The sequence below is a fragment of the Paenibacillus sp. FSL R7-0272 genome, assembly GCF_037969905.1.
In the GTDB taxonomy this organism is placed as follows: domain Bacteria; phylum Bacillota; class Bacilli; order Paenibacillales; family Paenibacillaceae; genus Paenibacillus; species Paenibacillus polysaccharolyticus.
On record NZ_CP150221.1, the window covers coordinates 5,055,296 to 5,069,496 of the forward strand.

The window sequence follows — 14,201 nt, forward strand, 5'->3', positions numbered from 1 at the left end:
CTTATAAAATAAATTCACGGTACGGCACCGTCCAAACTACATCATGTGCCAGTCGGTGTCCGTGATACCCATCTTCACCATAGGCGGTACCATGGTCAGAAAAAGCAAGGCAGAACGTTGGCCGTTCGCGCGCTCTCATCGCTTCAAACAAAGGTCCTAACGCCTTGTCCACATATCGCAATGCGGCTCGCTGCGTATCTACCGAGTCCTCCCGGGCTCCCTCAACGAAGTATCGGTTGGGACCATGAATGGCGGAAACGTTCATGAAAAGAAAAAGCTTCTCATCTGGCCCAGTCTGATCAAGCAGCTTTAAGGCATGAGTTACTTGATTTTCTGTTGACCTTGGATTGGTAACCCCAAAATTCATGCGCCAATAACTTTGCTGAAAATAACCAGGCAACACTTTGGCGAGAGGATTCTTTTTCGTAAAAAATATGACGCCACCGATACAGATCGTTCGATACCCTTCAGCGGCAAAGCCGGACACGATATCCGGTGTATCAAACAACCAAGTATGAGGATGGGTTTGAAGTCCGGTATTTCGAGAATGGAACAACCTCACATGCGATGCTTTGTCTGTATTGGCAGGTGTGGGCATAAAACCGCCAAAAAAAGCATGGTGAGCAGCATACGTAAAGCTCCCCGGGGTATGCCGTTTCTCCCACGAACCGGAGCCACACAGATTGGGGCAATGCTGTTCTTCCAGCTTGGCAACATCATATCGTAACGTATCCAGTGTAATCATCAATATATCATGGGAGCCTACAATGGTGTTCATATCAGGCATGTCTAACAGGCTCCTTTCGCAAAAGCTTCATCTCCCATTCATACGGGGTCAACTCTTGATGTCTGACTCGGTATAACAAGTCTCCGAACGGGTTCACGTCCAGCACGTACGCTCGTGGTTCCATGCCACTGGTAAGCATCACATCAATGCCTGCCGACCATGAATTAGGAAAAGCCAGCATCGTATCACGAGCTACTCTCTGGATCATCGACATATGTGGGTCGGGCAGACCAGCTTCCGCCGGTAGCATGCGCTCATTCCGTAAATGAAGATTAGTGATTGGTGTACGGCTAAGACGCATGACTGCATGACCGGCCTGTCCTGCCATCACAAGTTGGCGAATGTCATAAACACGTTGATCTAGCATAGCTTTGGGCATCCACCGTTCTATCTGAGCTCCTTCAGCACAAAGCCAGTCCAGCAGCGTACGAATTTCTTCAGGATGTGTATACTTTTGTAGTGTACCTTCATTGTAAAAGAGCGTTTGACCCTGGCTGGTCTCCATACCTACGGTTGTCACAGCAATCTCTACACCTGTTCGCGGATTCACTTGATATGCAACTACACCAGAAGCAGCCGAGCCACAGGCTAGCTTAACAAAAACGCGATGCATCCGTGATGCATCCATCGCTGCTCGCAACTGTTCCCAGCACTGAATTGGCTCGGAAGAAGGTAATATCGGTGGCACCGAAATTCCTTGACGCATGAGGTGAAGCTGGCATTCTCTTTTATCAAACATCATGCCAATCTCATCAGGATCATTCCAGAATTGCACACCAGGCCATACTTCACGCGCTTCTTGGGCGATTCGGTCAAGACAAACCTTCCAGCCTCTGAACCATTGGGCAGGCGCGTAAATTCTGCCCCATTGTTGCTCTAATGTGAGCGCTGCTTCGGCAGAGAAAGATTCACCTGGTGACCATTTCACCGAAGATATCGCTTCATTTGGCGAGCTAAACTTCCAGCCCTCAAAACTCGGCGATGGAGTGCTCAATACTGTACCGTCAAAGCCTTCGTAGTCGGTTGCCCCGAGATGCAACAGCCCGCGTTCTACCTCCCAATCTTCCCCGGGAGCATCCAGTCGAATCAGCGGACTAGGTGAGATGAATTCCACAAGTTCGGCAAGACCGCCTCCCCGTCTCCAGGTTCGAAGAAGATTCTCATAAGACAACACCGTCGCAGGTTTCATCCCCATTTGTCTTCTGGCTTCTTGTATCCCTGCCGTTCGTCGATTATCTGGATTGCTAATTAATAACAGATCTTTTTCATGCCACATCATTTATTCTGTCAGCATCGGGAAACGCCAGTCATCCTCATCACTTTCCTGTTGGTCACTGACATCTACCGACATGCCTGATTGCTTAAAGCGCTCCATCATTTCGTCCGTCATGAAGTGATAGCTTAGGTTCAAATGTTTTAATTGTTTGATTTGTTCGCTGGCAAGCAGTGCCTCTGCACCTTCATCGGATAATGTGCCTTCGGAGAAATCAAGTATCTGAATCTGTTCCAAGATCGATGCATCTGCAGTAGCCTTGGCAATCTCATCCTGTATTTCGCTGTCCTTCAAACCAAGGTACTCCAGTTTAGGGAAACGTCCTTTTTCAAGCAATGGCAGTACGTCCTCTATTGAACCGTCAAATCCGTAGTCTTCCACACCCAAATACAGTTCGAGCTTGCGCAATTCGGGAAGTTCAGCGGAGGCAATGGAATGTAACACTTTTTTCGGAAGACCACCACAGATAATCACTAACTCTTCCAGCTTGCTGTGCTGAAGAGGCTCTAGTTCAAGTCCGCTACTGCCTTTGATCACAAACGAGGTCAAATTCGGAAAAGCTTGCAGAATTGGCGCAAGATTCGTCTGAACAATCCAGGAAACTTCGCACTCTTCGGACTCCATATCTCCGATAAACAATTGTTTTAGAGCCGGAAAACTTGGTGCAAGCTGAATTAACGTATCTTTGAATTCCTGCGGAGAATTTTCATAAGCTTGTCCCCAATCTCCAATGATCAGACTTTCCAGCGTAGCCGCTTCCGGTTTTGCTGCCAAATCTTGAAGAAGTGTCTCCATTCGAATACCTTCTTCATAGTCATCGTAATTTACAACCAGCTTCACTTCTTGCATGCCAAATCCCTCCCGTATAAGGTGTATCATCTTTCACTAATCTGAATGTTAACCCATACCCGGCATGACTTGCAACTTCTTCCAACCCCAGTCCCAATGCCATTCCCAATCGTGCAAACCACCTACTGTTCGGTATAGGAGAAAGAACACATGTTCCCCATATCTAAAATCCTTAATCAGTCATGATATCTAGGTACATGGAAGGACCACACTTGATTAGCTTAACAACGCATATCAAAAAGACGTTAACAGAGTAACAACCTTATCCTATCCCATAGGAATGAAAGTTGTTTCCATTAACGCCTTGATGAATTCAATGCTCCACTTGCTTCATACAATCAAGAAAGTCAATCGATTCAGCACACTAGCGAAGCATGTAGCCCACCTCGTTTTTTATGCTTGCAAGCGAGAAACCAGTGCTCGCAGTGCATGACCCCGATGACTGATCGCTTGTTTTTGTTCCAACGTAAGTTCTGCCATCGTTTTCTCATACTCCGGCACATAGAAGAGGGGATCATATCCGAAGCCACCCTCGCCTGCAGCATCAGCTGTAATCCAGCCATCAGCCGAACCCTCAGCTTCATACTTATCTCCACTTGCTGGATCGTAAAGCACCAGTGCGCACACAAATTGAGCAGGACTTAACAACGGTTGCTGGGAATCCTCACCTGATTTTAACGCAGCAAGAGCATCCAGTAGCTTGGCATTGTTCTGGACGTCAGTCGCACCTTCACCAGCATATCTTGCGGAATAAACACCCGGTTCTCCGTTCAGCAAATCTACACAAAGTCCTGAATCGTCTGCCAGAACAGGAAGCCCGAGCGCATCACCGACGGCCTTTGCTTTTTTCCACGCATTCTCGGCAAAGGTAACACCATCTTCCACGACATCCGGCAGCTCCGGATAGTCAAACATGCTTTTGACCTCTTTGCCCAGCGGAGCAAAAGCATGCGCGAATTCACGCACTTTTCCTGCATTGCGGGTGGCAACAATGATAACCGGGCTGTCCAGACTCATCTTAAGCCTCACCCAATCCACGTGAACCAATCTTCAGCGCAATCGGTCCAAGAGCTTCTTTTTGCCGCTCGATCATTTCCAAAATTCCTTGTTCGCCAAGTTCCAGCATCGCATTCAATTCACGGCGGTCAAAGGGTGCTTCCTCACCTGTTCCCTGAAGCTCCACGTATTTCCCGCTGCCCGTCATCACCAGATTCATGTCCACTTTGGCTTTGGAATCCTCATCATAATTCAGATCCAGTACCGGCTGTTCTCCGACAACACCTACGCTCACGGAAGCAAGGAAATCCGTGATCGGGAACACCTGCAGTTTATGTTGCTGCGCGATTTTGTTCACAGCGAGCGCCAGCGCCACAAATGAACCGGTAATGGATGTTGTGCGTGTGCCTCCATCTGCCTGAATGACATCACAATCCAGCGTAATGGTGCGCTCCCCAAGTGCCTGCAAGTTCACTACCGAACGAAGAGCACGGCCGATCAGGCGTTGAATCTCCATCGTGCGTCCTGTCAGCTTGCCGCGATTGGCTTCACGCTGGTTTCGAGTATGAGTAGCACGCGGAAGCATAGAGTATTCCGCTGTAACCCAGCCTTTGCCCTGTCCTTTCATAAAAGGCGGAACACGTTCCTCCACCGTTGCCGTACAGATTACCTTTGTATCACCGACTTCAATCAATACAGAGCCCTCGGCGTATTTATTCGTGTTAATTGTTAAATTCATCGGGCGTAGCTGTTCGCTAGTTCGTCCGTTAGATCTCATATTTTCTGCCTCCTACGACTTAAGCATCCTGTAATGTTGAACTTCTTCTCTCTTGCAACCATCCTTTATATTTTACCAAAGAGTTCAGTTAAAAGCACCCTCGGGGCTCTCTTATCTGTTAAATCGGGATTTCGTTAATGTATTCTGGCTTGGACACCGGCGCACTGTAATCCCGGTTATCATCACCTTTGACCGTTTTCTGTCCGTTCCATTCAATCTGCACTTTGGCATCTTTGCTGGCTGTATTCTCCGTGGTTGTCAGGACAACGGACTGTAACAACTCACTAGGTACCATGTCCCCTTCTGTAAACATATCATCCTTCAGCGCAACCGTTACCGTGCCATCCTCAGACGTCTTAACGGACTGTAATTCCGTTCCACCTGTCATCACTTCTTCCAGTTCTCCATCCTTGGCTGGTCCCTTGATCAACTCGTTTAAAGCGGCCTGAACGCGGTCTCCACTTGGAGCCACTAGCCGTGTAACTGGAACATAATATTGCACACCAGCAGGAGAAGCGGCTGAAAAATAAACCGTCACAGGACTGCTGTTCGTTGTGAAGGATTCACCTAAATCCAGATTAATGCCTACCGCGCGATTCAACGGCTCCGGAAGAGGTGTACTATTGACAGGCATTTGACTCAGCTTTTTGCCATCCACCCAAATCTGTACATGGTTTACCTCAGGCGTTCCTGTGAGCGTCCACGTCACGGCTTCCAGCATTTTACGCTCATCTTTGGCATCGTATTTGGCAAAGTTACCCGAGAACTCGACAACAGCAAGCTTGTCATCCGAATGAATGGTTACATTCTGCACTACCGTTCCCTGTGGCAATACACCCTTGAAGCCTTCAGGTAACATTCCAGCATATGCTCCGCCTGTAACCAAAGTATCCAGAGCTGTCTTCGGGCTGCTTACATCGGTTCCGGATGGAAGGGTTAACGAGACTGGAGCGAGCATCCCTTGCTGGTCTTGTAAATACACCGTCGTGAGCGGAAGCGTTGCGAGCTTTCCATTACCTTCAGCGGCCTGAATCATAGCGGCTTCCTGAATACGTGGCGGCGGATCAATCGCTTCTGAAGATTGGGCACCGAACATTCCACAACCAGATAATACGACAGGAATGCCAAGCAAAGCCGCTGCCGATGCCTTACGTAAAGATGGGATTTTTCTCATGATTCACGTTCCCCCTCATCATTTTTACAGTTTGTACTACCATGTATACGGGCCTTCGTTCAAAAAATAACTACTTTTTGCACAAGCTCCTGCTCAATCTGGCAATCTTCATGTGATACCAATATAAAAGCAACGCGATACGGTTAATAACGTATGTAAGTAAGATGTATGCAATCATCGATATATAAGTTGAACGATTCTTTTACACGTTAACGGAGAGGACAGAAAAAACCTGAAGAAGCGAAGCGTTCGCCTTTATCAGCGGATTTTCACCTTTATAAAAGGTAATTTAAAAATCTGCGGATAACAGCGATCGGAAGGTTCTGCTGTCATCGGTGTGTTCCCGTGTAAACCTCTTCGTTCAATTTATATTTACAACAGAGGAGGATTCGCCCATGGAACATCCGGAGCAGGAAAAAATCCCTTACAGTCTGAATAGCCGCAAAGTTGCTGAAGCAACAAGGGAATGGTTACACAAACGGGGCGTCACGATCCCTGAGATCGCAGAACTGGTCATGTTGCTTCAGAAAAAGTATTATCCTGGACTGACGATGGAAGAATGCATAGAGAACGTGGAGATGGTTTTGAAAAAACGTGAGGTTCAGAACGCTGTCCTGACGGGTATCCAGCTTGATCTGCTGGCAGAACAAGGACAACTGATCTCTCCTTTGCAAGAGATGATTGAGAACGATGAAGGACTGTATGGCGTAGATGAAATTCTCGCCTTCTCGATTGTGAATGTATATGGCAGTATCGGATTTACCAATTACGGTTATGTGGACAAGCTGAAACCTGGGGTATTGGAACGTCTCAATGACAAAAGCCTGGGACCTGTGCATACGTTCTTCGACGATATTGTCGGGGCCATCGCTTCAGCCGCGAGTAGCCGGATCGCTCACCGCAAACAATCCGAGATGGAAGAGGCACTCGGAGAAAAGCCAGTCAGCGACGACAAGATTTAGTTTTAGATGGGTAGTCGAAGAAAACGAGTCAAAAAAGCGGCCGGTGCAGGCCGCTTCTTTATTTTATATGGCTAATTCATGTTGCAACACCTATTTGAGTTGCTCTTGCCTCAAAGGCACAGCCAATCCGTAGGTTTCTGCCCATTTTCTATCTTTCATCGATTCTGATTCATTCCGTTTGGGTCCAATCGTGATCTCCGGTCCTTTTCGCTCTCGCATCAGACCACGCAATACCGTAATACCAACAATGCTGATTCCGGTAAATACATACATCAGACGCATGATCACGTGACCCGAATCACTTCCCGTTACCATGCCATGAATCAATAACCCGGCAAATACCGGATATGATAACATGTGGAACATAAACCACCATTTGCGCCCCAGCTTGGTACGTAGATCACTGGACAATAACACGATCAGCAAGCCGTAGAAAGCTAGCGTGCCCAGCCCCGTGCCAATCGGGTGCACCGACGCTGTAAAAGGAATCAACAGTTCTCTCCAGGTAAACGGGCTGTAGTGATCAATAACCAATGTGAGTGCATGAGTGATGCCAAGTCCAAAAGCAAGCCAGGTTGTTCGTGTATGCCACTCAAACATGACAGCTTTTGGTCTCCCCTTGACAATAGGCATCCCCTGAGCAATCCCTAGAAATACACCAGCAAAAAGCAGTACATATGCAGCAATCCCACTAATACGAATGATATTCCACGTTGGCAGATAATCTACAATCCACTGTGCCATAACCGGTTCCCCCAAATCTATGAGACTTGTCCCGTTCCTATTCGATCAAGCTAAAACGATGATCCGGGTCGAAGCCAGGCCAGCGCTCAGCAAGTGTTGATGGATTTCCTCTAAAATAAACGTTTGCCTCTCGAGTGATCCATAGAACATCATGTCGGTCATAATGTCGATTAAGCCAGTTCACTGCTTCCGCACTTCCCAAGATTGATACAGTCTTGGCTATAATTTCGCACTGCGAAGCATGCTGACCAACGACGGTACATTGTAAAATGTCTGTGTCCGCCGGTTTCATCGTCCGTGGATCGATAAGATGATGTGCTGTATAACCCTTGTCGTCTTGCCACTGTCTACGTGTAATCCCTGATGTGGCGACAGCCCCTCGTTGTAGGCGTACCGTCCCCGACACATCTTGCATCTGTGGAAACGGACTGGTTACCTCCAGCGTCCATTGAGGATGGTCTGTCGTACCCCATACCTGAATATCACCGCCTGCATTAATCATTCCCGCAGGAATGTTCATTCTCTTCTGCAGCCAGTCCGCGATACGTTCTACAGCCCAGCCTTTTACAATACCGCCAAGATCCAGCTCCGTTCCCGGGTCGAGATGAACCATCCGGCTCCCTTCCCGCTGAATCCAGCTTGGACGACTGTAGTCATATGGATCTTCCCTCATGCCAGCGGTTTCCGATTTTATTATAGGTAATAGACGCTCCAGCAAAGGCCGCTGGGATGCTCGCTGATGTATCTTTTCAAAGCTTGTATCATATCCCGATGAACGAAGAGCTTTCATGATGCCGGGTTGGAAGATGCCTTCCGTTTGTCCGATATATCCATATGCTAAGCTGAGCACCTCATCCATCGCAGCCGAGACAGAGATCCATCCTTGACTCTCATTCAGACGATTTAATTCACTGTCAGCCACAAAACGGCTAAAACGCTGCTCCTGTGTTTCAAACCAGTTTTTGACGAGGGAGGCGGCGTGTTCCGCCTGTTCTCTATCTGCCAGAAACTGCACTTCCACCTTCGTGTTCATCGCGTGAAAATAAAATCGGAGGGGACGTACAGCCTGCTCTGTGCGGCTCATGATGCACCTGTGCGTGACTGATAATTGCCATGATTGCTTTCAGAGCCCGAGCGTAGCGAATTGGTCTGATCCTGATTTGACCCAACCGAGTACCCGTCTGTACCCCAATTATACTGATCCGTACCGTCTGGAGACCATTCATCCATCACATCGTCACGTGAATCCACCCGTGTGGAGGCTGTTATTCCAGTGTCTGTCCCATTCGCCGCCGCATAAGCGACGTCAAATGCATCCGAGGTTCTTACATATTGAAAGAGTGCAGCCACCGTTAATGTAGCCGCAGCCGAAGCTTGCCATTTCCGCCATTGGTTCCGTTTACGTCTTGTCATCGCTTATCCCTGCTTTCCATAGCGAAGTTCATAGTTGTATGATAGGCTCCCTGGCTTAAAAGAAGCTGAATAAACGGTTAACCGCGCCTAAAGCTTTTTGTTTTTCTCACAAAAAAAGCCCCAAACAGGTAAATCCTGCTTAGGGATAGGGATGAGATCACTATTGAAAAAAAGCTATTAACATCTGTGCCAAAATGTGCTTATATGCAACCTATGACTACTAGCTAGTTAAATGTTGAAAATAAATGATTCCGTCAGCCTGTTGTACCTGTCCCGCCAAACCACGCCGAGTTAATTCCTGCAGATGCGCCAGTGTTTCGCTCATGGCAAAACGTAATTGATGTATTCCAAGCCGATCACCAAACAAATGCAAGCAGATATCATATGCATGAGCAGGGCCTTCCTGCATACGTTCCGTCAGTTTGCCCAGACGCTCTTCATGGTGAGCAAGCAATTCGGTGGTGCGTTCCGTAAAACGGGTAAACGGATTTCGATGACCCGGATATGCACGTTCCACTGTAAAAGTACTCAGACGCCGCAAGCCGTCCATGTAGGATTGCAGCGGTTCTGCATCACTGCCCGGTTGCAAACTGATATTGGGCGAAATTTGGGGTAAAACGGCATCTCCGCACAAAATCTCTCTTGATTCAGGAGCATAGAATGAGAGATGACCCGGGGCATGTCCGCCCGTTTCCACAGCGACCCATGCTTTTCCACCCATATGCACGGTTTCACCATCTGCAACGATGGTTACCTCCGGGAGTGGTGTAATTTGTGAGATAAATGTTTTCATATGTTCCTTAATTTCAACCGTCTTATGCTGCGGCATGCCATGAAGCAGGTAATATTCTGGCAGTCTCTCTTCAATACTGGCCCCAGTTCCCCACATAAAATCTGTTTCCTGGCGGGAGCGTGCTGACATTAACACGGGTGCACCCGACATCTGCTGCATCCAGCCGGACAATCCCAAATGATCCGGATGATGATGGGTCAGTACAATCTGATGAATATGTTGAAAGGTCAAGCCGAGTCCGGCCAACGCTTCATGCCACTCCTGCTCCGTCTCCGCTGTACGCGGTCCTGGATCGATAATGCTCACCTTGCCATCCGGTTCGGTTATAATATAACTGTTTACCCATCGAAGTGGAAAAGACATCGTGATTTGAATACGGTGCATTCCCTCTGGCATAGGTAACGATTCGGTTCTAGTACGTTTCATGGTCTTTCCCCTCTCTCGAGTCAATTAGTCAGTAGGACGATGTCCTACAAAGATCATGCGCGGCGAAGTCTGCTCGTCATACTTCTCTTCATCGTATCCCCCGTGAACCTGATCAACCTGAAGATCTGCATCCTCCAGCATTTCACTCAGTTGCTCTCGCGAGTAAAGCTTGACACTTTCCTTGTAGATTCGCGGTTCAGTCCCGGCAGAGATGTCCGTGATATGTATTTCCTTTTGTACAAACCCGTCTCGTATCCTCCGATATTCCTCAATCCGTTGCCCTTCATCTTCACGAACAGAGTGCTGTACCAGATGTTTTTGCACATAAGCTGTATTGATAAAATCAAGAATGAAACTGCCTTCAGGCTTCAACATTCGATGGATGGCACGCAGAACCTTCAATTGTTCAATATCATCGGGGAAGTATCCAAACGAAGTGAACAAGTTAACTACAGCATCGAATCCACCGCCAAGAGGGATTTTGCGCATGTCGGCATGACACCATCTAACCCGATGATCGGCATCCAGTTCTCTGGCTTCACGCAGAAGCACATCGGATAAGTCTACTCCCGTCACTTGGAAGCCAGCGTCCGCAAGCGCAAGAGAATGCCTGCCCATCCCGCAGCAGAGATCGAGCACTTCTGCACGAGGGCGAAGCTTCAGCCAGTTAATCATCTTATGTACTTCCTCATAAGCACCATGCACATCCCGGTGTTTGTATACGAGCAGATAATCTTCGCCAAAACTCTTTTCGTACCATGCCGTCATGTCAATCTTCGCCCTCCGTATCATAAGTTATCCTTATCCTTATCCTTATCCGCATTGAGCAGATTTTGCTGGCTAGAACACCCCACGCTAAGCTAAAACTGGTGTCTGTTTTGAATCATTTCAAATTATTGTAACGCTTTAGGGCGTGTCTGAAAACTCCGAAGGGAGCAGATTTTGCCGGATTTTCGTTCCAAGCCAGGAAGTTCTCCGCAGGCGTGCCGGAGCACGTCAAGGGGAAGTGACGCAGCAGGGGGCGAAAAGACGATAAAAGATGCACTTCAGCGAGTTTTAAGACACGGCCTAGAACCCAAACTCAAAATGATCGTCTGCCACCCTCATTGAACGCCTCTACAACGCAAGATATAATGTTAGACATATCATGCTCCTACGAATCGGTTAAATACATACAACAGGAGGTGTTCTTATGATTCGTATCGGACTTACGGGATGGGGCGATCAGGAAGACCTCTATCCAAACCGTACCCAAGCGAAGGACAAGCTTCGTCTGTACGGACAATATTTCTCCACGGTGGAGGTAGACAGTTCCTTCTACGCCGTGCAACCTCGCGACCGGATGGCCCGCTGGGCTTCGGAGACTCCTGAATCATTCTCATTTATCGTGAAAGCCTATCAGGGAATGACGGGACATCTACGGGGCAAACCGTATTTTGCCAGCACGTCCGAGATGTACAAAGCTTTTCGTGAATCGCTTGAACCTGTGATCGAAGCAGGCAAGATGCAGGCTGCCTTGTTTCAATATCCGCCTTGGTTTGAGTGCAACCGGGACAACGTCAATGAACTACGGGAAGTAAAGCTCCGTATGGAGGGCATTCCATGCGTAATCGAATTTCGTCACCAGAGCTGGTATGCGGACAGCATGCGTGAGCGCACGCTTCATTTTCTAAAAGAACAGGGATGGATTCATAGCGTCTGTGACGAACCACAGGCAGGGCCAGGCTCTATTCCCATTGTGCCCGTCGCAACCGATCCTCGGATGACACTCGTCCGTATGCATGGACGCAACGTATCCGGCTGGCAACAAAACGGCGCTTCAAACTGGCGTGAGACACGTTATCTGTATCGCTACAACGAACAGGAGTTGTCGGAATGGAAAGTTTATTTGGAACAGCTGCAGGAGCAGAGTGAAGATGTGTTTGTTATTTTTAACAATAACTCTGCCGGAGATGCAGCAACCAACGCCCAGATGATGATGGAACTGCTAGGTCAGCCTATCAAGCCATTCCCCGACCGCACCGAGCCGGAGAAGGAAGAAGGCCCTGAGCAACTGGAGTTGTTTTAAACAGAAAAGAAAGACAGTACATTGGGACTCACCTATAGTTAAATCAGTTAGTGTTCATATCTGAACTCAAATATTTAAAATAAACAACCTAAAAAGGTGCCTCTGTTGAGACACCTTTCCCTGGCTCCCATACAACGAATCGTATGAACGCCAATGACATGGTAACTATACTATGGCTCATTATCCCAAACACTGATGTACCGAAAGGATCTAACCTTCAAAACCTGAGCGGAATACTTCTTTTCCTTTTGCATTGAAAATAACATAATGACTCTTCTTCCCTACAGGCACCCCGCTGTACATTCCGTCACCAAGGTAGTTTACCATGGAATAGGCTGGGAATATCCGTTTACCCGTTTTAATATTGATTGACGCCGAGATTGAACCATCCTTGGCTTTTAATGCATATTGAACTGTTGCGATCGGATCAATGTCGTGATAATAGTCGGTGCGATCAAGATCCATAATCTCGTATTTCACATCCATCACGATGTTCCCTCGACTATCCACAATCCCATAGCTTTTATTTAACTTTACTCGGTATAGTGGATTTTTTGTTGTCAATTTCTCAATCTGGTTATTCATGTAATTCGTTCGCTCAATAAGTGGAATCATTTCATCGTATTTCGCAGCTAGTATGGACTCACCACGAGTTCCGATCAATCCATATTTACCATTCTTACGAATGACAGCACTTCCCGCTTGAAAAAGATTGGCCTCTTCGTACTGAGCGGGTATTTTAATGTCTCCATTCTTCGAAACATATCCCCATTTTTGATTAACTTTCACAGCCGCCAGATCCTCTGAAAAAGCCTGCATGTCTGTATAACTGGACTCAAATAGTAGGGTTTGATCCTTTTTATAAAAAGTCCACCCGGAACTTTCATCTTTCATATCTCTTACCGCGTAACTTCCATCTCCTGAAAGAATAACCTTTTGTTCACTTTGAGGTTCTACAATCATACGCCCGGATACATCCACGATGCCTTCGCCATTTTGCTTTATTTTCCAAAGTCCACTCTGTGGCTCGCTTAACTTGGAATAATATTCATTGAACGAAACAATTAAGCCATCTTGCCTAACAATAGCGCTATGGTTATCGCGACGGAGCCCCCAATCTAACGTATTACCTGTAAATTCAAGTTTGTTTTTGAACTCTGCAGGTACCACGAGCTGCCCCTTATAATTCATACTTCCCCACAACCCATCGATCTTTACAGGAAATACCCCGGATTTACGATAATCTATTCTATAATCCATCTCTTCGATGTTAAATGTCGTTAGTAATTTCCCTTTGGTATTGATTAATGCCCACTTACCATTCTTTTTGACCATTGCGACTTGATTGTAAAAGCTTGTTCCCTCTTCATATGTAGGAGAAATAACAAATTTGCCTTTCGTATTCATGTAACCAATCTTCCCATTTTTCTTAGCGATTGCGAGCCCATAATCAAACCAACCAATATATTCAATGCTTTTGTCCTGAAATATCACTTTACCTTTATTATTTATTAACTGATTTCTATTTACGACTGCTACACCCTGGTTGAACGCATCTCTTGCTAATTGAAACTGTGGCTTAATAACAAATTTCCCTTCGTAATTGATGAATCCCCACTTCCAGTTTTGACGAACCGGGATGACTCCATTAGCAGCTCGATCGGTAAACCACAGATGGCTCAATCCCACATGTTCCTGCGCCTTGTCCCACTCATGATAAACTGGCTCGTTTGCTGCTAGCGCAACCCTCGGTATCATAAGTACTGACGCAATGAGTACCAAGAATGAAATGCCCAGAATTGTAGTGAATCTCTGATATGCTGGTCTTTTCTTCAACACTATTCCTCCATATAAAAGTAATGTTCTTACTCTTTCATTAATACATAAGTAAAAAGAACTATCAATATGGGAATCCAGCATTAGGAAGCATTTTTTTAA

The 14,201-nt window shown here is 47.0% G+C and carries 14 protein-coding genes; 2 read left to right on the forward strand and 12 right to left on the reverse strand.

The features are described 5' to 3' along the window. Window position 1 precedes the first annotated feature (1 nt). The 6 genes from MKY23_RS22355 to MKY23_RS22380 all read right to left on the reverse strand — a co-directional run bounded on the left by MKY23_RS22355 (window position 2) and on the right by MKY23_RS22380 (window position 5,857). Complete coding sequence (locus MKY23_RS22355) at window positions 2-787, reverse strand: STM4013/SEN3800 family hydrolase (protein WP_154985508.1); 786 nt, start codon at window positions 785-787, stop codon at window positions 2-4. Further along, window positions 780-2,066 (reverse strand): STM4014 family protein, encoded by a 1,287-nt coding sequence (locus MKY23_RS22360; protein WP_339832302.1) that lies wholly within the window; start codon window positions 2,064-2,066, stop codon window positions 780-782. Before MKY23_RS22360 ends, MKY23_RS22355 begins: the two co-directional genes overlap by 8 nt. Further along, the gene (locus MKY23_RS22365) at window positions 2,067-2,909 is read right to left on the reverse strand and encodes an STM4015 family protein (protein WP_090919173.1); all 843 of its coding nucleotides are present in this window, start codon (window positions 2,907-2,909) and stop codon (window positions 2,067-2,069) included. 393 nt (window positions 2,910-3,302) lie between these two features. Continuing rightward, on the reverse strand, window positions 3,303-3,926 hold the full coding sequence (locus MKY23_RS22370; protein ID WP_339832306.1) for an XTP/dITP diphosphatase: 624 nt from the start codon (window positions 3,924-3,926) through the stop codon (window positions 3,303-3,305). A 1-nt stretch (window position 3,927) separates the two neighbouring features. Next, window positions 3,928-4,683, reverse strand: coding sequence for a ribonuclease PH (gene rph, locus MKY23_RS22375; RefSeq protein ID WP_090919178.1), 756 nt, complete (start codon window positions 4,681-4,683; stop codon window positions 3,928-3,930). Between the two features lie 118 nt (window positions 4,684-4,801). Then, window positions 4,802-5,857, reverse strand: a complete 1,056-nt coding sequence (locus tag MKY23_RS22380) for a GerMN domain-containing protein (protein ID WP_339832308.1) — start codon at window positions 5,855-5,857, stop codon at window positions 4,802-4,804. Window positions 5,858-6,252: 395 nt separating this feature from the next. Here MKY23_RS22380 and MKY23_RS22385 point away from each other — a divergent pair, with 395 nt between their 5' ends. Further along, on the forward strand, window positions 6,253-6,819 hold the full coding sequence (locus MKY23_RS22385; RefSeq protein ID WP_090919184.1) for a phosphatidylglycerophosphatase A: 567 nt from the start codon (window positions 6,253-6,255) through the stop codon (window positions 6,817-6,819). A 90-nt stretch (window positions 6,820-6,909) separates the two neighbouring features. Here the strand turns inward: MKY23_RS22385 and MKY23_RS22390 are convergent, their stop codons facing one another. The 5 genes from MKY23_RS22390 to MKY23_RS22410 all read right to left on the reverse strand — a co-directional run bounded on the left by MKY23_RS22390 (window position 6,910) and on the right by MKY23_RS22410 (window position 10,963). Beyond that, entirely contained in the window at window positions 6,910-7,563 is a 654-nt protein-coding gene (locus tag MKY23_RS22390; RefSeq protein ID WP_339832310.1) for a ferric reductase, read from the reverse strand. A 37-nt stretch (window positions 7,564-7,600) separates the two neighbouring features. Continuing rightward, complete coding sequence (locus tag MKY23_RS22395; protein WP_339832313.1) at window positions 7,601-8,647, reverse strand: FAD:protein FMN transferase; 1,047 nt, start codon at window positions 8,645-8,647, stop codon at window positions 7,601-7,603. Then, window positions 8,644-8,976, reverse strand: coding sequence for a hypothetical protein (locus MKY23_RS22400; protein ID WP_339832315.1), 333 nt, complete (start codon window positions 8,974-8,976; stop codon window positions 8,644-8,646). Before MKY23_RS22400 ends, MKY23_RS22395 begins: the two co-directional genes overlap by 4 nt. Before the next feature lie 220 nt (window positions 8,977-9,196). Further along, on the reverse strand, window positions 9,197-10,195 hold the full coding sequence (locus MKY23_RS22405; protein ID WP_221791491.1) for an MBL fold metallo-hydrolase: 999 nt from the start codon (window positions 10,193-10,195) through the stop codon (window positions 9,197-9,199). 24 nt (window positions 10,196-10,219) lie between these two features. Next, complete coding sequence (locus MKY23_RS22410; RefSeq protein ID WP_339832319.1) at window positions 10,220-10,963, reverse strand: methyltransferase domain-containing protein; 744 nt, start codon at window positions 10,961-10,963, stop codon at window positions 10,220-10,222. A 424-nt stretch (window positions 10,964-11,387) separates the two neighbouring features. On the opposite strand from MKY23_RS22410, the gene MKY23_RS22415 reads away from it, so the two are divergent. Continuing rightward, window positions 11,388-12,263: a DUF72 domain-containing protein gene (locus MKY23_RS22415; protein WP_339832322.1), complete on the forward strand. Its 876-nt coding sequence runs from the start codon at window positions 11,388-11,390 to the stop codon at window positions 12,261-12,263. A 210-nt stretch (window positions 12,264-12,473) separates the two neighbouring features. Here MKY23_RS22415 and MKY23_RS22420 read toward each other — a convergent pair whose 3' ends face one another. Next, the gene (locus MKY23_RS22420; protein WP_339832324.1) at window positions 12,474-14,099 is read right to left on the reverse strand and encodes a WG repeat-containing protein; all 1,626 of its coding nucleotides are present in this window, start codon (window positions 14,097-14,099) and stop codon (window positions 12,474-12,476) included. Window positions 14,100-14,201 lie beyond the last annotated feature (102 nt).